The 23,613-nt window shown below is 73.5% G+C and carries 23 protein-coding genes; 12 read left to right on the forward strand and 11 right to left on the reverse strand.

All coding sequences use genetic code 11. The features are described 5' to 3' along the window. Together AC1WTP_RS30070 and AC1WTP_RS30075 are read right to left on the reverse strand one after the other, a co-directional pair. Nucleotides 1-131: glycogen/starch synthase (locus AC1WTP_RS30070; RefSeq protein ID WP_481652653.1), on the reverse strand; the 131-nt coding region annotated here is incomplete at its 3' end. A 138-nt stretch (nt 132-269) separates the two neighbouring features. After that, complete coding sequence (locus tag AC1WTP_RS30075; protein WP_481652619.1) at nt 270-2,201, reverse strand: amylo-alpha-1,6-glucosidase; 1,932 nt, start codon at nt 2,199-2,201, stop codon at nt 270-272. A gap of 42 nt (nt 2,202-2,243) precedes the next feature. Here AC1WTP_RS30075 and AC1WTP_RS30080 point away from each other — a divergent pair, with 42 nt between their 5' ends. The 4 genes from AC1WTP_RS30080 to AC1WTP_RS30095 all read left to right on the forward strand — a co-directional run bounded on the left by AC1WTP_RS30080 (nt 2,244) and on the right by AC1WTP_RS30095 (nt 8,344). After that, complete coding sequence (locus AC1WTP_RS30080; RefSeq protein ID WP_481652620.1) at nt 2,244-4,949, forward strand: MGH1-like glycoside hydrolase domain-containing protein; 2,706 nt, start codon at nt 2,244-2,246, stop codon at nt 4,947-4,949. A gap of 84 nt (nt 4,950-5,033) precedes the next feature. Then, nucleotides 5,034-5,741, forward strand: coding sequence for a TetR/AcrR family transcriptional regulator (locus AC1WTP_RS30085; RefSeq protein WP_481652621.1), 708 nt, complete (start codon nt 5,034-5,036; stop codon nt 5,739-5,741). A 52-nt stretch (nt 5,742-5,793) separates the two neighbouring features. After that, nucleotides 5,794-6,504 carry an HAD family hydrolase gene (locus AC1WTP_RS30090; RefSeq protein ID WP_481652622.1) on the forward strand — a complete coding sequence of 237 codons (711 nt, stop codon included), beginning with the start codon at nt 5,794-5,796 and terminating at the stop codon, nt 6,502-6,504. A 928-nt stretch (nt 6,505-7,432) separates the two neighbouring features. Next, nucleotides 7,433-8,344, forward strand: a complete 912-nt coding sequence (locus AC1WTP_RS30095; RefSeq protein ID WP_481652623.1) for a TIGR03619 family F420-dependent LLM class oxidoreductase — start codon at nt 7,433-7,435, stop codon at nt 8,342-8,344. Between the two features lie 66 nt (nt 8,345-8,410). Here AC1WTP_RS30095 and AC1WTP_RS30100 read toward each other — a convergent pair whose 3' ends face one another. From AC1WTP_RS30100 to AC1WTP_RS30120, 5 genes are all read right to left on the reverse strand, one after another. Then, the gene (locus AC1WTP_RS30100) at nt 8,411-8,845 is read right to left on the reverse strand and encodes a TIGR03668 family PPOX class F420-dependent oxidoreductase (protein ID WP_481652624.1); all 435 of its coding nucleotides are present in this window, start codon (nt 8,843-8,845) and stop codon (nt 8,411-8,413) included. A gap of 155 nt (nt 8,846-9,000) precedes the next feature. After that, entirely contained in the window at nt 9,001-9,276 is a 276-nt protein-coding gene (locus tag AC1WTP_RS30105) for a hypothetical protein (RefSeq protein ID WP_447136281.1), read from the reverse strand. A gap of 46 nt (nt 9,277-9,322) precedes the next feature. After that, the gene (locus AC1WTP_RS30110; protein ID WP_481652625.1) at nt 9,323-9,754 is read right to left on the reverse strand and encodes a RusA family crossover junction endodeoxyribonuclease; all 432 of its coding nucleotides are present in this window, start codon (nt 9,752-9,754) and stop codon (nt 9,323-9,325) included. A gap of 187 nt (nt 9,755-9,941) precedes the next feature. Continuing rightward, nucleotides 9,942-10,643, reverse strand: coding sequence for a VOC family protein (locus AC1WTP_RS30115; protein WP_481652626.1), 702 nt, complete (start codon nt 10,641-10,643; stop codon nt 9,942-9,944). A 273-nt stretch (nt 10,644-10,916) separates the two neighbouring features. Further along, nucleotides 10,917-11,495: a DsbA family protein gene (locus AC1WTP_RS30120; protein ID WP_481652627.1), complete on the reverse strand. Its 579-nt coding sequence runs from the start codon at nt 11,493-11,495 to the stop codon at nt 10,917-10,919. 233 nt (nt 11,496-11,728) lie between these two features. On the opposite strand from AC1WTP_RS30120, the gene AC1WTP_RS30125 reads away from it, so the two are divergent. The 4 genes from AC1WTP_RS30125 (at nt 11,729) to AC1WTP_RS30140 (ending at nt 16,145) form a co-directional block, all read left to right on the forward strand. Next, complete coding sequence (locus tag AC1WTP_RS30125) at nt 11,729-13,015, forward strand: ABC transporter substrate-binding protein (RefSeq protein ID WP_481652628.1); 1,287 nt, start codon at nt 11,729-11,731, stop codon at nt 13,013-13,015. Nucleotides 13,016-13,091: 76 nt separating this feature from the next. After that, the gene (locus tag AC1WTP_RS30130; protein ID WP_481652629.1) at nt 13,092-14,090 is read left to right on the forward strand and encodes a carbohydrate ABC transporter permease; all 999 of its coding nucleotides are present in this window, start codon (nt 13,092-13,094) and stop codon (nt 14,088-14,090) included. 1 nt (nt 14,091) lies between these two features. Continuing rightward, nucleotides 14,092-14,928, forward strand: a complete 837-nt coding sequence (locus AC1WTP_RS30135; protein WP_481652630.1) for a carbohydrate ABC transporter permease — start codon at nt 14,092-14,094, stop codon at nt 14,926-14,928. An 8-nt stretch (nt 14,929-14,936) separates the two neighbouring features. Continuing rightward, the gene (locus AC1WTP_RS30140) at nt 14,937-16,145 is read left to right on the forward strand and encodes an ABC transporter ATP-binding protein (protein WP_481652631.1); all 1,209 of its coding nucleotides are present in this window, start codon (nt 14,937-14,939) and stop codon (nt 16,143-16,145) included. Between the two features lie 51 nt (nt 16,146-16,196). Here AC1WTP_RS30140 and AC1WTP_RS30145 read toward each other — a convergent pair whose 3' ends face one another. Beyond that, nucleotides 16,197-16,943 (reverse strand): YsnF/AvaK domain-containing protein, encoded by a 747-nt coding sequence (locus AC1WTP_RS30145; protein ID WP_481652632.1) that lies wholly within the window; start codon nt 16,941-16,943, stop codon nt 16,197-16,199. A gap of 189 nt (nt 16,944-17,132) precedes the next feature. Continuing rightward, nucleotides 17,133-18,197, reverse strand: a complete 1,065-nt coding sequence (locus AC1WTP_RS30150; protein ID WP_481652654.1) for a winged helix DNA-binding domain-containing protein — start codon at nt 18,195-18,197, stop codon at nt 17,133-17,135. Nucleotides 18,198-18,404: 207 nt separating this feature from the next. Here AC1WTP_RS30150 and AC1WTP_RS30155 point away from each other — a divergent pair, with 207 nt between their 5' ends. From AC1WTP_RS30155 to AC1WTP_RS30165, 3 genes are read left to right on the forward strand one after another with little or no spacing between them, the layout of a single operon-like run. Continuing rightward, the gene (locus AC1WTP_RS30155; protein ID WP_447136272.1) at nt 18,405-18,797 is read left to right on the forward strand and encodes a hypothetical protein; all 393 of its coding nucleotides are present in this window, start codon (nt 18,405-18,407) and stop codon (nt 18,795-18,797) included. A 57-nt stretch (nt 18,798-18,854) separates the two neighbouring features. Beyond that, nucleotides 18,855-19,613 (forward strand): HipA family kinase, encoded by a 759-nt coding sequence (locus tag AC1WTP_RS30160; protein WP_481652633.1) that lies wholly within the window; start codon nt 18,855-18,857, stop codon nt 19,611-19,613. Beyond that, nucleotides 19,610-19,978, forward strand: coding sequence for a DUF3037 domain-containing protein (locus AC1WTP_RS30165; RefSeq protein ID WP_481652634.1), 369 nt, complete (start codon nt 19,610-19,612; stop codon nt 19,976-19,978). The genes AC1WTP_RS30160 and AC1WTP_RS30165 overlap by 4 nt, the downstream gene beginning before the upstream one ends. A 186-nt stretch (nt 19,979-20,164) precedes the next feature. Here AC1WTP_RS30165 and AC1WTP_RS30170 read toward each other — a convergent pair whose 3' ends face one another. Beyond that, a complete protein-coding gene (locus AC1WTP_RS30170) occupies nt 20,165-20,653 on the reverse strand; it encodes an N-acetyltransferase family protein (protein WP_481652635.1) in 489 nt (162 codons plus the stop codon). A gap of 143 nt (nt 20,654-20,796) precedes the next feature. Here AC1WTP_RS30170 and wrbA point away from each other — a divergent pair, with 143 nt between their 5' ends. Further along, nucleotides 20,797-21,414: an NAD(P)H:quinone oxidoreductase gene (gene wrbA / locus AC1WTP_RS30175; RefSeq protein ID WP_481652636.1), complete on the forward strand. Its 618-nt coding sequence runs from the start codon at nt 20,797-20,799 to the stop codon at nt 21,412-21,414. An 85-nt stretch (nt 21,415-21,499) separates the two neighbouring features. Here the strand turns inward: wrbA and AC1WTP_RS30180 are convergent, their stop codons facing one another. Beyond that, a complete protein-coding gene (locus tag AC1WTP_RS30180) occupies nt 21,500-23,461 on the reverse strand; it encodes an anthranilate synthase family protein (RefSeq protein WP_481652637.1) in 1,962 nt (653 codons plus the stop codon). Nucleotides 23,462-23,613: the final 152 nt, after the last annotated feature.

Here is a 23,613-nt window from a genome sequence, read left to right on the forward strand (position 1 = left end):
AGGGCGACGGAGAGGGCGTGCACGTGGCGGCCGAGGCCGCCGACGAGCACCGGCGGGTACTCCCAGGACAGCATCAGCACGCGCTGGTGCCGGGCAGGGTGGATGTCGATCACGTCGGCGTCAGGTGACATGCGGCCCCCTTGGAGTTGTCTCCGGGCGCGCGCCGGCCGGCACCTGCGCCGGTGCCCGTCGTCGCGGCTGGATCGGATCCAATCCTGCGGCCGACCGGCTAACCAGCGGAGACGCGGTCGTTGCAGAGGTGTAAACCGTTAACGGCGGACCCGCAGCAGCTCGGCGACGGACCAGGCCTGGAACGGGCAGCCGGTCGCCTGGTGCGGCGCCAGGCCGTCGGCCGTCTCGCTCACCGACCCCAGGCCGTACTCGGTGAGGTGGGCCTCGACCCCCACGAAGAGGTCGTCGACCGGCAGGTCGGCCCGCCGGCAGGCGTCGGCGTACGGGCCGAGCAGCCACGGCCAGACGGTCCCCTGGTGGTACGCCCCGTCCCGCTCGGCCGGCCCGCCCCGGTGCCGCCCGACGAACCCCGGGCAGTCGGGGGCGAGGCTGCGCGGGCCGAGCGGGGTGAGCAGCCCGGCGGCGATCCGGCGCAGCGCCGGCGCGTCCGGCTCCAGCGGGGCGTACGGCAGCGACCAGGCCAGCAGCTGGTTGGGGCGGAGCAGGTCGTCGTCGTGCCGCTCGGCGGCGCCCAGCGGGTACGCCGGCGCGGGCGCGTCGACCACGTCGTGCAGCCAGCCGGTGGGGGCCGGGAAGCGCGCGCGGAACGCGGTGACCGCCCGCTCGTGCAGCCGGCGCAGATCGCCGGCGTCCCGCCCGGCCAGCCCGGTCAGCTCGGCGAGGCCCGCCAGCCCGTTGATCCAGAGCGCGTTGACCTCCACCGGCTTACCCGCGCGCGGGGTGACCGGCACCCCGTGGACCCGGGCGTCCATCCAGGTCAGTGCGGCACCCGGGGCGCCGGAGGTGAGCAGCCCGTCGGCCGGGTCGACGGCGATGCCGAACCGGGTGCCGGCCAGGTGCGCGTCGACCACCCCGCGCAGCGCTGGCAGCAGCTCGGCGCCGAGGTCGGTGTCGCCGGTGACCGCGACGTGCCGGCGTACCGCGTGCAGGAACCACAGCGTGGCGTCGACCGTGTTGTACTCCACCCGCCCGGTGTCGGCGGTGTTGGCGAGCATCCCCTCCGACAGCGTCGCCGCGTACGACCGCAGCAGCTCGGCCCCCTCCTCGGCCCGGCCGGTAGCGAGGAAGAGGCCCTCGTAGGAGATCATCGTGTCCCGGGACCAGGCGCCGAACCACGGGTACCCGGCGACCACGTCCGGCCCCCGGCCGGTGCGGATGACGAACGCGTCGGCGGCCAGGGTGAGGGTGGCGTCGACGTCGTCGGCCGGGCGCGCGGCGGCCACCACCCGGCGGTTGCGGGCCCGGGCGGCCGCGACCACCTCGGTCGCCGGCGGCGGCTGCGCGGCCAGGTCACCGGCCCAGGCCAGCACGGACAGGGTGTCGCCCGGGCGGTCCAGGGTGCCGGCGAAGCGCCCCGCGTACCAGAGGTCCTCGTCCGGGTGCAGGCCGCGGGCTGCCTCCTCCCGGTGGTGCACCCCCCGCCACCACTGGCCCTCCGGGGTCCAGCCCGGCCCGGCCAGGCGGAACGCGCCCTCGATCACCGCCCCGCCGGCCACCGGCTCCACCCGCGGCGCCGGTCCGTCGGCGCGACGCTCGCCGTGCGCGTCCCGCCAGGTGCAGGCCGCGGCCAGCTCCAGCCGCACCGGGCCGCCCGCGACCAGCCGGTGCACCACCGCGACGCAGCCGTGGCCGTGCCGCATGGCCAGCTCCCGCTCGATCACCACGTCGCCGATCCGCCACCGCCACCGGGGCACCCCGCCGACGAGGGCGAACTGCTCCAGCAGCTCGAAGCCGCACGGGTCGACCACCCCGGAGGCCCACTCGTGGGCGCCGAGGCGCACCCGGGCGCCGGAGGGAAGCAGCACGGTCGGGTCCAGGCTGACCAGTCCCACCCGCCGGGACGCCGGCGTCTCGCCGGCCACCACCAGCAGCCCGTGGTAGCGACGGGTACGCAGCCCGGCGACCGTGCCCATGGCGTACCCGCCGAGGCCGTCGGCGACCAGCCACTCCCGGGTCGCGCCGCTGGTCAGCTCCCCGCAGACCTGCGCGCCGAAGCGAATGTCGATCAACTTTCCTCCACCAGCGGCGGGGTGTAACACGCCACGACGAGAATGGCCGCTGTGGTGGAGTACCCCGGCGGCGTCGAAGATGTGCACGTGATCACCGACGTGCCGCTGTCGAACGCGCCCGCGCCCGACCCCGAACGGATCCGGCTCGCCCAGGCCGACGCGGGGGAGCAGGACTGGCGGGCATGGGGTCCGTATCTGTCCGAGCGGGCCTGGGGGACGGTGCGGGAGGACTACAGCGAACACGGCACGGCGTGGGACTACTTCCCCCACGACCACGCCCGGTCCCGAGCCTACCGGTGGAGCGAGGACGGCATGGCCGGCGTCTGCGACGACCGGCAGACGTTCTGCTTCGCCCTCGCGCTGTGGAACGGGCGGGACCCGATCCTCAAGGAGCGGATGTTCGGCCTCGGCGGTGACGGCGGCAACCACGGCGAGGACGCCAAGGACTACTGGTGGTACGAGGACTCCACGCCCACCCACTCCTGGATGCGCTGGCGCTACCACTACCCGCAGACCGCCTTCCCGTACGACGAACTGGTCGCGGTGAACGCGCTGCGCGGCCGGGACGACACCGAGTACGAGCTGGTCGACACCGGCATCTTCGACGACGACCGGTACTGGGCGGTGACCGTCGACTACGCCAAGGCGTCCCCCACCGACCTGTGCATCGTGATCACGGTCGCCAACCGGGGCGACCGGGACGACCGGCTGCACCTGCTGCCCACCCTGTGGTTCCGCAACACCTGGGCGTGGGGGCTGCCCGGCGGCGACCGGATCCCCCGCCTGGTCGGCGAGGGCTCCCGGCTGGTCGGCGAGCACCGGGTGCTCGGCCAGCTGCTGCTGGAGGGCGACGGCGCGCCGACCCCGCTGCTCTGCGACAACGACACCAACGCCGAGCGGCTCTGGGGGCTGCCCGGCCGGTCCCGCTACCCGAAGGACGGCATCAACGACCACGTGGTCAACGGCGCCCCGACGGTGAACCCGGCGGGCGAGGGCACCAAGGGCGCGCTGCACTACGTGCTGGACGTGCCGGCCGGCGAGCAGCGGCAGATCCGGCTGCGGTTGACCCGTACCGCCCCGCCGCCCGGCGGCACCCCGCCGCCCCCGGCGGACCTGGACGACGGCTTCGACGCGGTGGTCTGGGCCCGGCGGGCGGAGGCGAACCGCTTCTTCGCCGGGGTGATCCCGGCCGCCGCCACCCCGGACGAGGCTCTCGTCGCCCGGCAGGCCATCGCCGGGCTGATGTGGGGCAAGCAGTTCTACCACTTCGACGTCAAACGCTGGCTGGAGGGCGATCCGGGCTCCGCGCCGCCGCCCGGCCGCCGGCACGGGCGCAACAGTGCCTGGTGGCACATGACCAGCTTCGACGTGATCTCCATGCCCGACCCCTGGGAGTACCCCTGGTACGCGGCCTGGGACCTGGCCTTCCACTGCGTGAGCATCGCCCGGGTCGACCCGGGCTTCGCCAAGGAGCAGCTGCTGCTCCTGCTGCGCGAGTGGTACCTGCACCCCAACGGGCAGATCCCCGCGTACGAGTGGGCGTTCGGCGACGTGAACCCGCCGGTGCACGCGTGGGCGGCGCTGAAGGTCTTCGAGATCGACGGGAGCCGGGACCACGACTTCCTGGCCCGGGTGATGCACAAGCTGCTGCTCAACTTCACCTGGTGGGTCAACCGGAAGGACACCGGCGGCAACAACGTCTTCGAGGGCGGCTTCCTCGGGCTGGACAACGTCGGGCCGTTCGACCGGTCGGCCGCGCTGCCGGTGGCCGGCGTGCTGGAGCAGTCCGACGGCACCGGCTGGATGGCCATGTACGCGCTCAACCTGCTCGACATCGCGATCGTGCTGGCCGAGCACGACCGCACCTGGGTGGACACCGCCACCAAGTTCTTCGAGCACTTCGCGTACATCGCGGCCGCCGCCTACTCGCAGGGGCTCTGGGACGACGAGGACGCGTTCTTCTACGACGTGCTGCGGCTGACCGACGGCACGAAGGTGCCGCTGAAGGTCCGCTCGGTGGTGGGACTGCTGCCGCTGGCCGCGGTCACCCGGCTCCCCGCGCGTACCCTGCACCGGCTGCCCGAGCTGGGCGCCCGGCTGCGCTGGTTCCTCACCAACCGCCCGGAGTACGCCGACGTGATCGGGGCCCGCCGGCTTGCCCCGGACGGCCGCCAGCAGCGGCTGCTGTCCATGGTCGGCCCGGAGCAGGTGGTCCGGCTGCTGGCCCGGATGCTCGACCCCGACGAGTTCCTCTCCGAGTACGGCCTGCGCACGCTCTCCCGCGCGCACCTGGACAAGCCGTTCGCGGTGACCCTCGGTGGCCAGGAGTTCTGCGTCGGCTACGAGCCGGCCGAGTCGACCAGCGGCCTGTTCGGCGGCAACTCCAACTGGCGCGGGCCGATCTGGATGCCGACCAACTTCCTGCTGATCACCGCGCTGCGCGACTACGCGGCCTTCTACGGCGACGACCTGCGGGTGGAGTACCCCACCCGGTCCGGCGTGAAGCGGACGCTGGACGAGATCGCCGACGATCTCTCCGCCCGGCTGATCTCGCTGTTCACCCGGGACGGCTGGGGTCGCCGGCCGATCTACGGCGCCTGCCAGCTCTTCCAGACCCACCCTGACTGGCGGGACCTGATCGCCTTCCCGGAGTACTTCCACGGCGACAACGGCGCGGGGCTCGGGGCCTGGCACCAGACCGGCTGGACCGCGCTGGTCGCCGACCTGATCCTCACCCTGCGCCGCTGACCAGGGGATCGTGTCGCGACGGCGAACAGTCGCCAATCCGTCGCCGACCGTTCGCCGCCCGTGGCCGCCACTACCCTCGGCGAAGTGTCCGAACCAGAGGACGGGGACGCCGACCCGGGCGAGGCGGCCGTCCCCGGCGAGCAGGGCGGTGCCGCGGCCCGCACCGACCGGGGCCAGGCCGAGCGGGGCGAGGCGGCGGCCATCGTCACCGCCGCCCGGCAGTTGGCCGAGGCGGAGGGCTGGACGGCGGTGACCCCCCGGCGGCTGGCGGAGCGGGCCGGCGTCGACCTCGGCGGCTTCTACCGGCACTTCACCGACCGGGACGCGGTGCTGGCCGCGGTCGCGGTGCGCGGCTTCGCCGACCTGGCCGCCGCGCTCACCGCCGCCCGGGCGGCCGCCGGCGACCCCCGCCGGGCCTGGTCCGCCGTGGTTTCCGCCTACCTCGACTTCGCGTACGCCAATCCCGAGGTCTACGACGCGATGCTCGCGCACACCCCCGACCTGACCCTCGGCGCGGACCGGGCGCCGGTGACCCCGGCGGCCGCGTTCGGGCAGCTGCGCGCCGCCGTGGCGCCGCTGGCCGCCGGCCGGGACGCGGACACCCTCGCCGAACTCGGCTGGAGCCTGCTGCACGGGATGGTCATGCTCACCCGGGGCGGCCGGCTGCGGCCGGAGGCCCAGGAGCAGCGGGAGGAGATGATCGCCGCCCGGCTGCTGGACGTCGCGCTGGCGCCGGCCCCGCGCCGGGCGGGCGGGAAAGTCCCTGGGCGGGCCGGCGGGTCTGCCCTATAGTCCCGGCCGGGCCGTGGCGACCCGCCGGGCCCGGCACGGGAGGGGAACGGGCATGACAGGTGGCGGCGCTACGGTGTCCCCGGGGCAGGTGCTGGTGTTCGACGCCGACGACACGCTCTGGGAGAACAACATGCTCTTCGAGCGGGTGATCGACGACTTCCTGGCGTGGCTGGACCACCCCACCCTGGACCGGGTCGAGATCCGGGCGGTGCTGGACGACATCGAGCGGGCCAACGCGGCCGTGCACGGCTACGGCAGCAAGGTCTTCCTGCACAGCCTCGGCGAGTGCCTGGAGCGGCTGCGCCGGCGGCCGGCCACCGAGGCCGAGCGCCGGGAGATCCAGGAGTTGGCGGTGGCGCTGGTCGAGCACCAGGTCGAGCTGATGCCCGGGGTGGCGGACGCGCTGGACGAGCTCGCCGGCCGGCACTCGCTGCTGCTGCTGACCAAGGGCGACCGGGCAGAGCAGCAGCGCAAACTCGACGCCTCCGGGCTGCTGCACCACTTCCGGGCCGCGCACATCGTCCAGGAGAAGGACGTCGACACGTACCGCTGGCTGGCCCGCGAGCACGGCTTCGACCCGGCCGGCGGGTGGATGATCGGCAACTCCCCGAAGTCGGACATTCTGCCGGCCCGGGCGGCCGGGATGAACGCGGTGTTCATCCCGAACGAGAACACCTGGGTGCTGGAGCACGACGAGCTGGATCCGGCCGACCCGGGCGTGCTGCACCTGACCGCCTTCCCCGACCTGCTGAAGCACTTCTGACCACGTGCGACGGGCCGACCGGCCAGCTGACCGCCGGCAGCGGGCGACTCCGATGCCGCTGACCTGCTCGGTGGGGTGGTTCGCGCTCGACCTGGTGCGCCGCCATGGCAGGGTGGGGGTGCCACCGCCGCCGGCCGCCCGGCCGGCGGCGTTCCGGGCGGTCGCGGTCGCCGCTGGGCGGGGTGGCGCTGCTGCCGGCCGCCACCGGCGTACGGCTGCTGCATGTGCTGGCGGGCGGCGTGGCGGCCCGTCTGGCGGAGCGGTGGCGCAGAGGTCGCTCCGACCGGAAATAGCGTTCGTCCCGGCCGCCGTGTTACGCCGACATGCCGGTTTTCAACGTTGATATCAATCACCCTCCACGGCGCCCGGCGCGCCTTGTCCGGGCCGGAGAAACGCGCCTAACCTGATCCGGCGCTCACGGCTCTTCGGGGTGAGTCGGGGGCGCACCGAAGTCCGGTAGCTGGGCACCGTGGAGCTGAGTGCAGGCGGGCCGGCTCGTCGGGTTGAGGCCGGCGTGGGCGGCGTGCCACGCCCGCGCGTCCAATCTGGCGAAGCTCGCTACCACGCCGGACGGCTGGGGGTCAGGACCGGGGAGTTGCGGACCCGGTCCTGACCCGTTTTTCGTTTCGACGCGGTATTGCGGCGGTCGCTGCGTCGGCCGGGCCATTTCCGTTACACCGACCCGCCGATTTCGAGAGCCGATGTTCCTCACCCTTTCCGGGGCAAGCCGCGCGGCGCCGGAAGTGCCAATCAGCTGTGAATGGAACGGAGACGCTCTTCTGCGCGGGCGGGAGCGCGGCTGGGCCCGACGTGGGCAGCGTTGACGACGGGTAGCTGCGGCTGGGCGCTTCGGCCGCTCCGCCCGCCGGGCAGGTCGACGATGGCGGGTTCCGCGCGCGACCGGGGCGGCACTGGATAGCGTGCCGGAGTGGAGATTGGATTCGCCCCGCCGGTCTCCGGCTCATGGGCAACCCCGGAGCACATGGTCCACGTCGCCCGGCGCGCGGAACTGCTCGGATACCACTCGTTGTGGACGTTCCAGCGTCTGCTGGCCCCCGCCGACCTCGGCTGGAGCGAGACGTACCACAGCGTCCACGATCCGTTGACCACGCTGGCCTTCCTCGCCGCCCACACCACGCGGATCCGGCTCGGCGTCGCGGTGCTCAACATGCCGTTCCTCTCCCCGGTCGTGCTGGCCAAGCAGACCGCGACCCTCGACATCCTCGCCGGCGGACGGCTCGACGTCGGGCTCGGCCTCGGCTGGTCGGACGAGGAGTACCAGGCGACCGGCGCGAGCCGGCGCCGGCGGGGCCGGCGCGCGGCCGAGTTCGTCACCGTCCTGCGCAGCCTCTGGCAGGACGAGGTCATCGCGCATCGCGGCGAGTTCTACCAGGTTCCGCCGACCCGGATGGACCCGAAGCCGGTGCAGCGACCGCATCCGCCGATCCTGCTCGGCGGTCAGGCACCCGCGGCGTTGCGCCGTGCGGGCCGGCTCGCCGACGGCTGGATCAGTGGCAGCCAGGCCGACCTGCCGGGGATCGCCGAGGCGATCGCGACGGTGCGGGCGGCGGCGGCGGATGCCGGGCGCGACCCCCGCTCGCTGCGGTTCGTCTGCCGGGGCGCCGTGCGGGTACGCCCGGCAGGCTCGGCCGACCGTACGCCGCTCACCGGCACGCTCGAGCAGATCCGGTCGGACTTCGGCCGGCTCGCCGCGGCGGGCGTCACCGAACTCTTCGTCGACCTCAACTTCGACCCCGAGATGGGCTCACCCTCGGCGGACCCGCAGGTGTCGCTGCGCCGCGCCGACGAGGTGCTCGACGCGCTCGCCCCGGCGGGCTGACCCCGGAACCGGGCGGTACCGGTCGGCTCGCCGTTCAGCGGGCGGGCTTGTCCGCGGCCGAGGCGTTCACCCGGTCAACTCCACCGCGCCTCCGGCCGCCGACCACGCCGACCATCGGGTCACCGTGACCGCGACGACCGGCCCGTCCGGTGGGCGCGCCACGTACTGCGGATATTTCGCGGCCAGCGCCGCCCGGGCGGCCGCCTCCTCCGCCGGGTCCCCGACCAGGCGGCCGTGACCGTCCAGCCGGACCCACCACAGCGTCGACCAGTCCTCGTCGTACTCGTCGACGAGCAGGCAGGCGTGCTCCGTCGCCTGGATGTTCACCAGCCGGCGCAGCTGCCGGTGGCGCTTGGGTTTCTCGTCCACGGCGTGGTACGCCACGTCGCCGAGCAGGGCGAAGCAGACCGGCACCAGATGGGGGCGGCCGTCGGGCCGGACGGTGGCGAGCCGGGCCACCCGGGCCGATCCGACCCGGCCCCGGAGTTCGTGGGCCTGCACAGGCCAGACCGTAGCCGAGCCCGGCGGGGAGAGTGCCGACATCCGCCGACTGAAGCGTCGAGTTGGCGGCGGTGCCCGGCTGGCGGGTCGACCCCGGTCGCCGTCGGAGCGCCGCCGCGGAAGGTGCCGCCGGGGGAACCGACGGCCCGTGGCCGTCAGGCGTCCCCGCCGCGGACGATGGCCACCGCCACCCGGCAGAACTCGTCCATGTCCGGCTCGAAGCCGGCCGCGATGTCGGGGTGCAGGCCGGCCCGGGTCTCGTCGAGCAGCCGCTGGCAGACCTGCTCGACCGGCTCGCCGGCATAGCCGGCCCGGACCCGTTCGGTGGCCGCCCGCAGCGCCGAGGTCAGCTGATCCTCCAGCGGGCCGCGCAGCTTCTGCTGCACGGGATCGAGCCCGCGGGGGTCCAGCGTGACATGTGGCTCCGACATGGCGCTCCCTTCGTCGGCGTCCGCGGTACCCCACCGCGGCCGTCGGTCAAACCACGTTCGGTACGGCGGCGACCCGCACCTGGTACGAGAATTCCTCCGCCGGCTCCTCCACGTACGACAGCCGGCGGATCTGCCGGTCGTCGTCGTAGAGGGCGACGTCGACCAGGACGCCGAGGTGGGCGAGGCCGATGGTGGCCACCCGCTTCTTGTCCTGGAGTACCGCGCACACCCCGCCGAGCAGGGTGCTGGCGTCGGAGGTGCGGTGCCCGGGCGGGCAGCGCAGCACCACGTCCACCTCGATCGGCCCGGACAGCGGGGTCCAGCCGGTGCGCTGGGCCGCGTCGCAGGCCGCCTGGAGCAGGGCGCGGACCCTCGTCGCCTGCCGGTGTCCGGCGGCGAAGATGGACAGCGCCTCGGTCTTGACCGGTGGCAGGCCGCTCACCTCGAACGTCAGGGCGAGAGCGCGGGTGTCCTGCACGACGGCACCTCCTCGTTGGGGACGATCCTGCCCAACCGGTGGACCGGCAGAGGGAAGTTCCCGCGAGAACCAACCGATCGGACGGGCTGGGGTCGGCCGGAGGCGTGTCGACGTCGGCGGCGAACGCGCTGGCTGCGGAGCTATGGAAACGCTAGTCCACCGGGCGGTCGCTGGATAGCATCGCCGCTCACTGGGTGGGACGGGGCGCGAACGCGCAGAAGTCGTTGCCCTCCGGGTCGGCCAGGACCCACCAGCTGATCGCCTCGTCGGGCTCGCGCAGCAGCGTCGCACCGGCCTTGATCAGCGCGGTCGGCTCCGGGTCGGTCAGGTCGACGTCCCAGTGCATCCGGTTCTTCACGATCTTGCGCTCCGGCACCGGGTCGAAGATCCACTGCTGCCACGGGAAGCCGGCCGCGCCCAGCACCGCGGCGTGCCCCCGCTCGCTGGCCCGCACCTCGCCACCGACCACGCCGGCCCACCACCCCGCCTGGGCGACCGGGTCGGCCGAGTCTACGATCAGCGCGATCGGGCCCGGCCCGGCCCCCGCCCGGGGTGGGAGGGCGCAGAACAGATTGCCGTCCGGGTCGGCCAGCACCCACCAGCTGATCTCCGCGTCCGGCTCGCGGACCAGCCGCGCCCCGGCGGCGAGCAGCGCCGCCGGTTCCGCGTCGGCGAGCCGCAGGTCGAGGTGCACCCGGGTCTTGACGGTACGCGGCTCGGGCACCCGGTTGACCCAGATCGACTCCGCGCCGGCGCCGGCACGGGGGTCGACCCGGGTGTCGCCGTCGCCGGTGTCGACCACTTCGCCGTCGAGGATCCGGGCCCAGAACGCGCCCAGCGCGCGCGGGTCGGCGGCGTCCAGACAGAGGTCCTTGAAACGAGCGATCATGCGCCCATCATCCCCGCCCCACCCGCCACCCCGCCGCCCGCTCCGCGGGCGACTCGCCAGGACCCTGCGCAACTTCGGGGAAGTTGCGGTCTCGCGAGGGCGCGGGATACGACAACTTCCCCGAAATTACCTGGATCCTGGGCCACAGCGCACAGCGCACAGCGCACAGCGCGCAGCGCCGCAGCGCCGGGGCACCGGAGTACCGGAGCGCCCCGAGCGGCCGAGCGCCGGAGCGCGGGAGGGCGCCGCAACGGGGTGCGGCGCGGGACGCGGTCAGCGGCGGCCGCGTTTGATCTCGTGGAAGGCCGGCAGGTGCAGCAGGGGGAGCAGGGAGTCCCAGATGGTCAGGGCGTCGTCGGTGCCGGGCACCTCGGTGAGGATCGGCCCGTGCATGCCCCGCTCGGCGCCGGGCACCATCAGCACCGGCGAGCCGATGTCCGGCCCGGCCGAGGCGTACGCCAACTCGTGTGACTCGCGTACCGCCGCGTCCCAGCGCTCGTCGTCGAGCGCCGCCGCCGCGTCACTCAGGCCGGCCGCCTCGACGGCCGCGTCCACGATCTTCGGCGACAGCGGGTTGCCGGCGTCGTGGCTGCGGGCGCCCACCTCGGCGTAGAACCGGGCGACGTCGTCGGGGCGCCCGTCCGCGCGCAGCGCCTCGACCAGCCGCAGCGCCCGGCCCGAGGCGGTCAGCACGTCGGCGAACTCCGCGGGGACGTTCCCCTCGTTGAGGATGGCCAGGCTGAAGGCCCGCCACTCGACGCGCAGGCCACGGGCGTCGGCGACGGTGACCATCCATCGCGAGGTGCGCCAGGTCCACGGGCAGGCGGGGTCGAAGAAGAAGGTGGCGTCCATCGCCCGAGGGTAAGCGCCGCCGAGCCGGCCCGCAGCGCGGTGATCCCCGCCACACCGATGTTTGCTTTGTCACCGTCTCATCACGCCAGGTTTCGCGACTTCCCAGGTCGGGCAGTGTTGGGGCCACGAAACGTCCGGGACCGATGACTCGCTGGTCAGGGTCCCGACCGTCTCGCCGTGCGCCGGGGCACGGTGTGTCTCCCCGGCTGTTGGCCGACACGAGGGGAGGGATGATGAGCGATCCCGACGGGACCCGGCGCCGGCGCCGGCCACGCGTGCGCGCGCTGGCGGCGGCCACGGCGCTGACGTTGGTGACGCCCATGGCGGCCTGTGGAACCGGCGGCGACGACGGCGTACCGACGATCAACCTGTACTACCCGCCGGAGCAGAACCTGCAGAAGGTGGTGGACAACTGCAACGCGGCGGCCCAGGGCCGGTACCGGATCGCCTACCGGGTGCTGCCGCGCCAGGCCGACGACCAGCGGGTGCAGATGGTGCGCCGGCTCGCCGCGCAGGACACCGGCATGGATGTGCTCGGCCTCGACGTCACCTGGACCCAGGAGTTCGCCAGCGCCGACTGGATTCTGGAGTGGACCGGGCAGGACAGGGCCGAGGTCGAGCAGGGCACTCTCGCCGGCCCGTTGGAGACCGCGCGCTACCAGGACAAGCTCTACGCCGCGCCGAAGAACACCAACGTCCAGCTGCTCTGGTACCGCACGGACCTGGTGCCCGAGGCCCCGAAAACCTGGGACCAGATGATCTCGGCCGCCCAGCAGTTGAAGCAGCAGGGCAAGCCGTACCAGGTGCTCACCATGGGCGCCCAGTACGAGGGCCTGGTGGTCCTCTACAACACCCTCGCCGAGAGCGCCGGCGGCCACATCCTCAGCGACGACGGCAAGCGGGCCGCGATGGACGAGGGCGCCGTGCGGGCGCTGGAGCAGCTCCAGCGGTTCGCCACGTCGGGCGTGACGTCGCCGTCGTTCAGCAACGCCACCGAGGACCCGGTGCGGCTGGAGTTCCAGTCCGGCAACGGCGCGTTCCAGGTCAACTGGCCGTTCGTCTACCCGGCCATGCAGGAGGCCAACCCGGAGCTGGCCGAGCAGGTCGCCTGGGCCCGGGTGCCGGGCATCGACGAGAACACCCCGAGCAAGGTCACCATCGGCGGGGTGAACATGGCGGTCAGCGCCTACTCCGAGCACCCGGCGGAGTCCTTCGAGGCGGCGAAGTGCATCCGTAACGCGGAGAACCAGAAGTTCTCCGCGGTCAACGACGGCGTGCCGCCCACCATCGAGCGGGTCTACGCCGACCCGGAGATGGCCGAGGCGTACCCGATGAAGGAGACCATCCTGGAGGAGCTCAAGGAGCCGGCGACCCGCCCGCTGACCCCGGCGTACCAGAGCATCTCCACCGTGATGTCGGCGATCCTCTCGCCGCCGTCGGCGATCGACCCGCAGCGGACCGCCGACGAACTGCGCGACGCCATCGCCGACGCCCTCGAGTCCAAGGGAGTCCTGCCGTGAGCGAGCGCAGCGAGCGAACCGACCAGCTCGACGCCGTGGAGCCTCATGGCGTCGCCGACCGTCGGGAGGGGGCGTCATGAGCGTCAACGCCACCCCCGGCGGGGCGGACGTCGCGGCCGAGGAGACCGCGACCCGCTCCGGCGCCCGGCACGCCGCGGTGCCCGCACAGCGGGCCGGCCGGCGCAAGCCGCCGCTGAGTGAGAACAAGAAGGCCGAGCGCCGGCTGGGCTGGCTGCTCTGCGCGCCGGCCGCGCTGGTCATGGTGCTGGTGACGGCATACCCGATCCTCTACTCGGTCTGGTTGTCACTCCAGCGCTTCGACCTGCGCTTCCCCGACCAGCGCGAGTTCATCGGCCTGGAGAACTACGTCACGGTGCTGACCAACGAGTTCTGGTGGACGGCGTTCGGGGTGACCGCGCTGATCACCGTGGTCACCGTCGTGATCGAACTGGTGCTCGGCATGGGACTGGCGCTGATCATGCACCGCACGCTGGTCGGCCGGGGCATCGTCCGCACCGCCGCGCTGATCCCGTACGGCATCGTCACGGTTGTCGCCGCCTTCTCCTGGCGGTACGCCTGGACGCCCGGCACCGGCTACCTGGCCAACCTGTTCAGCGAGGGCGCGCCGCTCACCGAGCGGGCCAGCTCGTTGGCGATCATCATGCTGGCCGAGATCTGGAAGACCACCCCGTTCATGGCGCTGCTGCTGATGGCCGGGCTGGCGCTGGTTCCGGAGGACCTGCTCAAGGCCGCCTCCACCGACGGAGCCACCGCCTGGCAGCGGTTCACCAAGGTGATGCTGCCGGTGATGAAGCCGGCGATCCTGGTCGCGCTGCTGTTCCGCACCCTGGACGCGTTCCGGGTCTTCGACAACATCTTCGTGCTCACCGCGGGCGGCAACGAGACCTCGTCGGTGTCGATGCTCGCCTACAACAACCTGATCCGGGGGCTCAACCTCGGCATCGGGTCGACGATGTCGGTGCTGATCTTCCTCACCGTGGCGATCATCGCCTTCGTCTTCGTGAAGCTGTTCGGTACCGCTGCCCCCGGCAGCGACGACGGGGAGAGGCGCTGAGATGGCTGTCGAAACCACCACCCGGACCCGGCTCCGCTGGGGTCTGCTGGACGTCGTCGTGGTCGTCTTCGCGCTGATCCCGGTGCTGTGGATCGCGTCGCTGTCGTTCAAGACCCCGGCCACCCTCACCGACGGCAGGTTCTGGCCCCGGGAGTGGACGCTGGACAACTACCGGACGATATTCGCGACGGACCAGTTCGTCCGGGCCCTGGTCAACTCGATCGGCATCGCGCTGATCGCCACCGTCGTCGCGGTGGTGCTCGGCGCCATGGCCGCGTACGCGATCTCCCGGCTGGACTTCCCCGGCAAGCGGCTGCTGGTCGGCGTCTCCCTGCTGATCGCGATGTTCCCGCAGGTGTCGCTGGTGTCGCCGCTGTTCGACATCGAGCGGCAGCTCGGCCTCTTCGACACCTGGCCGGGCCTGATCCTGCCGTACATCACCTTCGCGCTGCCGCTGGCGATCTACACGCTGTCGGCGTTCTTCAAGCAGATCCCGTGGGACCTGGAGAAGGCGGCGAAGATGGACGGGGCGACCCAGGCCCAGGCGTTCCGCCGGGTGATCGCGCCGCTGGCCGCGCCGGGGCTGTTCACCACGGCGATCCTGGTCTTCATCTTCTGCTGGAACGACTTCCTCTTCGCCATCTCGCTGACCTCCACCGAACGGTCCCGGACGGTGCCGGTGGCGCTGTCGTTCTTCACCGGCGAGTCGCAGTTCGAGGACCCCACCGGGGCGATCTGCGCCGCCGCCGTGGTGATCACCATTCCGATCATCCTGTTCGTCCTCTTCTTCCAGCGCCGCATCGTCTCCGGCCTGACCTCCGGCGCAGTCAAGGGATAGGTGTAGTCATGGCTGACATCGTGCTCGACAAGGTGAGCAAGAAGTTCCCGGACGGGACCGTCGCGGTGCAGGACGTCGACCTGGAGATCGCCGACGGCGAGTTCGTCATCCTGGTCGGCCCCTCCGGCTGCGGGAAGTCCACCACCCTCAACATGATCGCCGGGCTGGAGGACATCAGCTCCGGGGAGCTGCGTATCGGCGGCCAGCGGGTCAACGACAAGGCGCCCCGGGACCGGGACATCGCCATGGTCTTCCAGTCGTACGCCCTCTACCCGAACATGACCGTCCGGGAGAACATGGCGTTCCCGCTGCGGCTGGCGAAGCTGGACAAGGAGACGATCAACGCCAAGGTCGAGGAGGCGGCGAAGGTCCTGGAACTGACCGCGCTGCTGGACCGCAAGCCGGCGAACCTCTCCGGTGGGCAGCGGCAGCGGGTGGCGATGGGCCGCGCGATCGTCCGGCAGCCGAAGGCGTTCCTGATGGACGAGCCACTGTCCAACCTGGACGCCAAACTGCGGGTGCAGATGCGCACGGTGGTGTCCCGGCTGCAGAAGCAGCTCGGCACGACCACCGTCTACGTCACCCATGACCAGACCGAGGCGATGACTCTCGGCGACCGGGTGGTCATCATGCGCGGCGGCGCGGTGCAGCAGGTCGGCCCGCCGCAGGAGCTCTACGACCACCCGCGCAACCTCTTCGTGGCCGGCTTCATCGGCTCGCCGTCGATGAACTTCCTGCACGCGGCGGTGCAGGACGGCACGCTGCGGACCGCGCTGGGCGAGGTGCCGCTCGGCGACCGGGTCCGGCGGCAGCTGGCGGACGCCGGCGCGTCGCGCGAGCTGATCCTCGGCATCCGGCCGGAGCACTTCGAGGACGCCGAACTGGTCGACGAGGACACCCGCCGCCGGGGCATGGAGTTCGAGGCGCCGGTGGAGATCGTCGAGTCGATGGGCTCCGACAAGTACGTCTACTTCACCGTCGAGGGGGAGCGGGCCACCGCCGCCGAGCTGGAGGAACTGGCCGCCGACGCCGGCGCCTCCGACTTCACCGGGGCCGGGGCGAACCTGGTGACCCGGCTGTCGGCGGAGTCTCCGGTGGTGGAGGGGGAGACCCGGCGGGTCTGGTTCAACCTGGAGAAGATCCACCTGTTCGACCCGTCGAACGGGCGCAACCTCACCCTGCACGAGGGGCGGGCGGCCGGCGCCCTCGCCGACTGACGACCGCGCGGGCGGGTGGGTCGAACCGACCCACCCGCCCGTCGTCCGAGGTCAGCGACGCCGCCGGCTGGATTCCGGGATGTCGGCCTCGATCTGCTCCCGCCGGATCTGCTCGTCGACGGCCCGCTGGTCGACCACCTCGTCCTTCGCCAGGCGGGCCCGCTCCACGGGGACCGTCTCCTTGCTGACGACCGGCCGCTCGGCACGCAGGGGCATCTCCTGCTGGGCCTCGCCGATGTCGCCGCGGACGTTGCGGGCATCCGCGGGGGTGATCGGCTCGCGCTCGACGTACACCTCGTCGTGCTCGACCGGCACGGTGGTGTGCACGTTCTCCGAGACGACGTACTTGCGCAGCCGCGCGGTGCCGGCGGGCTGGCTCTCGGTGCCGACCCGCAGTCGCTCCTCGGACCGGATGAGGTCCTCACCCGCACCCGGCGCGCGCCCGCGCTCCCGGGCCGGCGGAGCGGCCGGAGCAGGTTGCGGCGCGAGCTGGTAATGCCGGTAGAGCTGGTCGATCTGCGCCGTGCTGAGCGGCTCGTCGGTGCCGGCGTCCACGGCGGGGGCGTTCTTTACGGTCGACTTGTCGTAGTCGACGGCGAGTCCGCCGTCGGCGATCCGGGCCTTCTGCAGCGGAGCCATCGACTCCCTCTTGCCCATCACGCCGGTCTTTACGCTGACCCAGGTCGGCTCACCGGCGGCGTCGGCCCAGATCTGGCCCACGCTGCCGATCTTCGACCCCGACCGGTCCGTGACGTTCTGTCCGTACAGCGAACTGACCTGCTGTGCGTTGAGCTTCATGGACCGTACCTCCCTCTGTGTCACTCGGCGGATACCCGACCGGCCGGAGCGGATGCCTCACCGGCACGCCGGATAGGAGCGCCGGGCGACAGCTGGGGCCGGTGGGGCGGAAGAGGTGCGTGGGCTGCCGACCAGCAGCCGTTCGCGGACGTGTGCAGGGACGGCCGCCCTCGTCCGGTCGGCGGCGGCTCAGGCCGGCCAGTCCACCCGCAGCGGCAACCCCAGGAAGGCCGCGTAGCCGGCCAGCGCCCGCTCGACCCGGGCCCGCTCGGCGGCCAGCGGCGCCAGCGGGCGCACGGTCACGGTGACCCGGTCCCGGCCGACGCTGCGCTTCCAGGTGCCGACCACCCGCCCGTCGCGGACCACCGTGGGCTGGAAGACGCCGTTGCCCCCGGGCACGATCGCGTCCTTGTGCGCGGGGTCGAGCATCAGCGAGCGGTCCTTGTAGCCGAGCAGGTATTCGTCGAATCCGGGCAGCACGAGCAGGTCGTCCAGCGGCTCGCGGGGCGCGTCGAGCAGGGCCGCGTCGACCAGCATCGCCACCCCGTCGACCCGTACCGGGGCCAGCGCGTCGCCGGCCGCGGCGAGACCCCGGCGCGCGTCGGTGAGGGTCAGGCCCGTCCAGCCGGCGAACTCCCGGTCGGTGCTCGGCCCGTGCCCGCGGACGTAGCGGTGCGCCAGGACGGCCAGCGCCTCGTCCCGGTCGGGCCGGTGGGGCCGCGGGGCCCACTCGTCGAGCAGGGCGAAGGTCTGCTCGGTGCCGACGTTCGGCGCGAGGCAGGTGACCCCGCGCACGCTCGCGTACCAGAGCAGGTGGTAGCCGCGCTGCCCGGCGGTGCCGATGCCGGCGGCCGCCAACGTGGCCAGGCACCGGGCGCGGGTCAGCCGGCCGCCGCCGGCCAGCGCGGCGCCGAGCACGTCGACCGCGCGCTCCGCGTCGGCCTCGGTGAGCCCGAGCTGCGCCCGGCGGGTCGCGGCACCGGCCAGCGAGCGTACGCCGGTCAGCTCCAGCATCCACCGGGCGTCGCGCGGCGGCACCAGGTGCACGGTGCCCCGCATCGGCCAGGTGCGCAGCGCCTCCCGTCGCTCCAGCGCCGCGTGCACGGCGGCGTGGTCGAGCGCGGGCAGCCGGACCCCGAGCGACCACATGCCGCTGGCCAGGTCCTGTGCCTGCATGGCGCCGAACCACTCCACCACGCCGGCCACGGTGTCCGGGGCGGCGGTCGGATGCGGGCGCAGCAGCAGACTGGTCATCCGCAGGGCCAGCGCGTCGGTCGCGGTGAGTTGCACGGGGTCTGCCCTCTCGGATCGGGTGAGCGCCAGCCTAGGTCCCGGCACCGACGCTTCCGGAAGGACTCCGCGCCGGCGCCCTCCTTCTCCTCGCCGACAGGCATAACCGCCGAGGCAGTGGGGATGCCGCCCCCCGGAACAGGCGCGCCCCGCGCGCCCGAAGGGAGCGACATGACTGCGTCCAGCGAGCCGGTGCGCGGCGCCGGCGCACCGACCCGGACCGGGGGCGGCCGGACCGGCACGGCGGCCAAGACCAGCGCGGCGGCCACGTTCGCCCTCGTCTTCGGGGTGGCCGCCCTGATCAGCGTGCTCACCGTCATCCTGTCCTGGGCAGGCCTGATCCTCGGCATCATCGGCGTCGTGCTCGGCATCGTCGGGCTGAAGATGGCCGGCCGGCCGGGGGTGACCGGACGGGGCGTGGCGATCGGCGGCCTGGTGCTCAGCGCGCTGGCCGTGCTGATCGGGCTGGCCTTCGCCGCCGGGATCACCACCTTCCTCAACAACGAGGCCGCGGTGGACCGGATGCAACAGCAGGTCGACGACCTGCGCGACCAGCTCGACTGACCGCGCCGGCCGGACCGTCGCGCGCAGGTCCCCGCCCGCGCCGACTAGGGTGGTCGCGTGCTCCGCGAGGTCACCGGGATCCGGTACGTCACCCCGCTGCGCGAGGGTGGCTCGCTGCCCGGCGTGGTGGAGGCCGACGACCTCGGCACGTACGTGGCGAAGTTCCGCGGCGCGGGGCAGGGGCCGAAGGCGCTGGTCGCCGAGGTGATCTGCGGTGAGCTGGCCCGCCGGCTGGGCCTGGCCGTGCCGCCCCTGGTGGTGCTCGACATCGACCCGGTGATCGGCCGGGCGGAACCCGACCAGGAGGTGCAGGAGCTGCTGCGCAACAGCGGCGGCGCCAACCTGGGCATGGACTTCCTGCCCGGCGCGCTGGGCTACGACCCGGTCGCCCACCCGGTCGAGCCGGCACTCGCCGCCCGGGTGCTCTGGTTCGACGCGTACGTGGAGAACGTCGACCGCAGCTGGCGCAACCCCAACCTGCTCGTCTGGCACCGGGAGCTCTGGCTGATCGACCACGGCGCGTCGCTCTACTTCCATCACAACTGGCCCCGGGCGGAGGCGGCGGTGCGCCGGCCGTACCGGGCCGACGACCACGTGCTGGCGCCCTACGCCGGCCCGCTGGCGGAGGCGGACGCCGACCTGGCCCCGCGGGTCACCCGCGACCTGCTGACCGAGGTGCTGGCCCTGGTGCCGGAGGAGTGGCTGACCGGTGCCGACTTCGACTCCGCGGACGTGGCCCGGACGGCGTACGTGGACCACCTGAGCCGCCGGGTGGCGCGTACCGCCGACTGGCTGCCACCGGGGAGGGCGGCGTGAGGGAGCCCTTCGAGTACGCGGTCATCCGGCTGGTGCCCCGGGTGGAGCGTGGCGAGCAGATCAACGTCGGGGTGTTGCTCTACTGCCAGCAGCGGGACTTCCTGGGCGCGCGTACCCATCTGGACGCCGACCGGGTGCGCGCGCTGGCTCCGGAGGTCGACCTGGACGCGGTGGCCGCGGTGCTGCGCTCCTGGGACCGGACCTGCGCCGGGGACGGCCCGTCGGCGGGGATGCGGCTGGGGGAGCGGTTCCACTGGCTGGCCGCCCCGCGCAGCACGATGATCCAGACCGGGCCGGTGCACACCGGCCTGACCGCCGATCCGGCGGCCGAGCTGGACCGGCTGATGGAGAAGCTGGTCCGCTGAGGTCGGCTCCCCTGATCGCGCTACGCCAGCCACGCTGCCGGCGGAGCGCGATCCCCCGTTCAGGTTCCCCGGTGCGGCGGCAGTGCCGGGTCGCGCCGGCACCGGTGCGATCAGGATCCCGGCCGGCGGGCGGATCGGCGCCGGTTCGCATCGGAACTTGCGGAAATCTTGAGCCAGGGCAAGCGTTTACAGTCGACGGTGCATGACGAGCAGGTCGACGAAGCCCAGGCGCGGGTGCCGGAACGCCTCGGGCACCCGGCCGACCACCTCGAAGCCGAGCGAGCGCCAGAGCGCCACCGCGCGGGTGTTCGTCGCCACCACGGCGTTGAACTGCATGGCCCGGTAGCCCTCCGCGCGGGCCAGCGCCAGCACGTGCTCGGCGAGCGCCCGCCCCACCCCGCGGCCGGCGGCGGCGGGGGCGACCATGAAGCTCGCGTTGGCGACGTGGTCGCCGGGCCCGAGCTGGTTGGGCACCAGCTTCGCCGAGCCGAGCACGCTGCCGTCCGGGTCGACCGCGACCAGGGTGCGGCCCGGGGGCGGCACCAGCCACATCGCCCGGGCCCGCTCCTCGTCGACGTCGCGGGGCCAGGTGTAGGTCTCTCCGGCGGCCACGATCTCGCGCAGGAACGGCCAGACCAGCGGCCAGTCGTCGGCGGTGGCGGGTCTGATCTCCATGGGTCCAGCATCGCCGGCCCGCGCGGCCCGGCCCCACCCGGGGTGAGCTGCGCGTTCCTTCGCGCCCTCGCCCCGCCCGGCCCGGTTTGTCCGGGCAAGTACCGGGTAGTCGCCGGAGCTGATCCGAGACGAGGAGGACTGCGATGGCTGACCGGACCAAGGTCGCGGTGATCTACTACAGCGCGACCGGCATCACGTACCAGATGGCGCAGGCGGTGTGCGAGGCCGCCGGCGACGCCGGCGCCGAGGTGCGGCTGCGCAAGGTGCACGAGCTGGCGCCGGACGAGGCGATCCGCTCCAACTCCGGCTGGCACGCCCACGCGATGGAGACCCAGGACGTGCCCGAGGCGCAGCTGGACGACCTCTCCTGGGCCGACGTCGCGATCTTCGGCACGCCGACCCGGTACGGGGTGATGGCCGCCCAGCTCAAGCAGTTCATCGACACCACCGGCCCGTTGTGGGCGCAGGGCGCCCTGGTCAACAAGGTCTACTCGGGGTTCTGCTCGACGGCCACCGCGCACGGCGGGCACGAGTCCACCCTGCTGTCGATGTTCAACGTCTTCTACCACTGGGGCGGGATCGTGGTCACCCCCGGCTACACCGAACCGAGCCAGTTCGCCGCGGGCAACCCGTACGGCGCCTCGCACACCAGCAACAACGCGGAGACGGCCCCGGACAACCTGGCGTTGGGCGCGGCCGCGCTGACCGCCAGGCGGGCCGTGCAGCTCGGCGCCGCGGTGAAGAAGGGCCTGGCCGGCTGACCGGACGGCGGCCGGCGGCCCGGGCGGCGGCTCTCGACCCGTCCGGACCGCCGTCACCGCCAGCCCTACCCCGCTACGCCCACCGCTATGCCGGCTCGGCGGCGGGCAGCGCCCGGGTCACCGCCAGCAGCTCGGTCAGCAGCTCGTCGAGGACGGCCAGCCCGTCCGGGCTGAGCACCGACTCGGGGTGGAACTGCACCCCGGCGAAGCCCGGTCCGCGCAGCGCGTGCACCGCGCCGTCCGCCTCGTCCCGGGCCAGCTCCACCGGTCCGTACCGGGTGGCCAGCCGGTCGGCGCCGGCCCGGGCGGTGAAGGTGGAGTAGAAGCCGACCCGGCGCGGCACGCCGAAGACCGTCACCTCGCGTTGCAGCCCCTGGTAGGGCGCGTCCCGGCGGTGCAGGGCCAACCCCAGCAACCCGGCCAGCAGCTGGTGGCCCAGGCAGACCGCCAGGGTGGGCCGGCCGTCCGTGAGCAGCCCGGTGAGCAGCCCGCGCAGCGCACGCATCTTCGGCTCGGTGGCGCTGGCCGGGTCGCCCGGGCCGGGGCCGACCACCACCAGGTCGTACCCGTCGAGCGGGCCGGGGGCGTGCCACGGCCGCAGCGTCACCGCCAGGCCGAGCGCGCCGAGCTGGTGGGCCAGCATGCCGGTGAAGGTGTCCTCGCCGTCCACGATCAACGCCCGCCGGCCGACCAGCCCGGGCCGGCCGGCCGTACCGGGCGCGCGCTGGTCCAGCCAGAACCGGGCCAGCGGCGCGTTGCGGGCGGCGAGCGCGGCCCGCACCTCGGGGTCCTCGGCGAGCGGCTGTTCCGGGTCGCGGCGCGGCGCCGGACGCGCCGAGCCGGAACGGTCGTCGTCCGGTTGCGGGCCGGGCGCGGGCGCCGCCGGGCCGAGCCCCAGCGCGGCGAGCACCCCGGCCGCCTTGGCGTGTGTCTCGGCCACCTCGCCGGCCGCGGTGGAGTGCCGCACCAGGGTGGCGCCCACCGGCACCCGCAGCTCACCGGTGGGGGAGATCTCCGCGGTCCGGATCAGGATCGGGGCGTCCAGGGTCTGCCGGCCGGCGTCGTCGTGGCCCAGCAGGGCCAGCACGCCCGCGTAGTAGCGCCGCCCGGTGCGCTCGTGCCGGGCGATCACCCGGCAGGCGTTCTCCATCGGGCTGCCGGTGACCGTCGGCGCGAACATCGTCTCCCGCAGCACCTCGCGGACGTCCTTCGAGCCGCGGCCGGCGAGCAGGTACTCGGTGTGCGCCAGGTGCGACATCTCCTTCAGGTACGGCCCGACCACCTGGCCGCCCCGCTCGGCCACCGTGGCCATCATCTTCAGCTCCTCGTCGAGCACCATGTACAGCTCCTCGACCTCCTTGGGGTCGGCGAGGAAGCGCAGCAGCGCGGCGCGGTCCGGGGTGGTGCCGGCGTGCCGGAAGGTGCCGCTGATCGGGTTCATCATCACCAGCCCGTCGTCGACGCTGACGTGCCGCTCCGGGCTCGCCCCGACCAGCACCCGGCTGCCGGTGTGCACCACGAACGTCCAGTACGCGCCGCGCTCGTCGAGCAGCAGCCGGCGCAGCGCGGCCAGCGCCGCCCGCAGCGGCGGGCCCTGCACGGTGGCCCGCAGGGTGCGGTGGATGACGAAGTTCGCCCCCTCGCCCCGCCCGATCTCCTCGGCCAGCACCCGGCCCACGGTGGCCGCGTACTCGTCGTCGTCGATGTCGAACCCGGCGTCGGTGGTGACCACCGGGGTGGCCGGCAGCGCGGCGAGCGCCTCGGCCAGCGGCACCCGCCCGTGCCGCTCGACCAGCAGGCACTCCAGCGGCATCCCGTCGTCGACGCAGGCGAAGCCGCGCTCGGTGACCTGCCGGTAGGGCACCAGCGCCAGCGTCCGGGGCCCGGGGGCCCCGGCCGGCAGCGGCACGTCGGCGAGCCGGTCGACCGCGCGGACCGGCCCCGCGTACAGCTCCAGGTGGTCGGCGCCCTCCCGCCGGATCAGCGCGAACGGGCCGGGGTCCGCGCCGCGGGCGACGGCGGCGAGCAGGTCGGGCAGGTGGCTCATGGTCTCTCCTCGGGCCGGGGAGCCGTCCGACGGAACGGCCCGGGGCCGGAGAGGACCGGCGGCCGCCTCGACGGGCGGCCGCGTGGGAAAGCTACGCGCGGGGGATGGCCGCCGGATCGGCGGGCCACCAGCAGGACAGTCGCGCGGGCATG

It is taken from the genome of Micromonospora sp. R311 (assembly GCF_056780015.1).

Bases quoted from the DNA above. Each gene is read 5' to 3' on its own strand.
- AC1WTP_RS30130 (WP_481652629.1), top strand. From the start codon at position 13,092: ATGAGCGTCAACGCCACCCCCGGCGGGGCGGACGTCGCGGCCGAGGAG.
- AC1WTP_RS30090 (WP_481652622.1), top strand. From the start codon at position 5,794: ATGACAGGTGGCGGCGCTACGGTGTCCCCGGGGCAGGTGCTGGTGTTC.
- wrbA (WP_481652636.1), top strand. From the start codon at position 20,797: ATGGCTGACCGGACCAAGGTCGCGGTGATCTACTACAGCGCGACCGGC.
- AC1WTP_RS30080 (WP_481652620.1), top strand. From the start codon at position 2,244: ATGGCCGCTGTGGTGGAGTACCCCGGCGGCGTCGAAGATGTGCACGTG.
- AC1WTP_RS30125 (WP_481652628.1), top strand. From the start codon at position 11,729: ATGAGCGATCCCGACGGGACCCGGCGCCGGCGCCGGCCACGCGTGCGC.
- AC1WTP_RS30170 (WP_481652635.1), bottom strand. From the start codon at position 20,653: ATGGAGATCAGACCCGCCACCGCCGACGACTGGCCGCTGGTCTGGCCG.
- AC1WTP_RS30135 (WP_481652630.1), top strand. From the start codon at position 14,092: ATGGCTGTCGAAACCACCACCCGGACCCGGCTCCGCTGGGGTCTGCTG.
- AC1WTP_RS30150 (WP_481652654.1), bottom strand. From the start codon at position 18,197: ATGACCAGTCTGCTGCTGCGCCCGCATCCGACCGCCGCCCCGGACACC.
- AC1WTP_RS30155 (WP_447136272.1), top strand. From the start codon at position 18,405: ATGACTGCGTCCAGCGAGCCGGTGCGCGGCGCCGGCGCACCGACCCGG.
- AC1WTP_RS30105 (WP_447136281.1), bottom strand. From the start codon at position 9,276: ATGTCGGAGCCACATGTCACGCTGGACCCCCGCGGGCTCGATCCCGTG.
- AC1WTP_RS30120 (WP_481652627.1), bottom strand. From the start codon at position 11,495: ATGGACGCCACCTTCTTCTTCGACCCCGCCTGCCCGTGGACCTGGCGC.
- AC1WTP_RS30140 (WP_481652631.1), top strand. From the start codon at position 14,937: ATGGCTGACATCGTGCTCGACAAGGTGAGCAAGAAGTTCCCGGACGGG.
- AC1WTP_RS30145 (WP_481652632.1), bottom strand. From the start codon at position 16,943: ATGAAGCTCAACGCACAGCAGGTCAGTTCGCTGTACGGACAGAACGTC.
- AC1WTP_RS30180 (WP_481652637.1), bottom strand. From the start codon at position 23,461: ATGAGCCACCTGCCCGACCTGCTCGCCGCCGTCGCCCGCGGCGCGGAC.
- AC1WTP_RS30115 (WP_481652626.1), bottom strand. From the start codon at position 10,643: ATGATCGCTCGTTTCAAGGACCTCTGTCTGGACGCCGCCGACCCGCGC.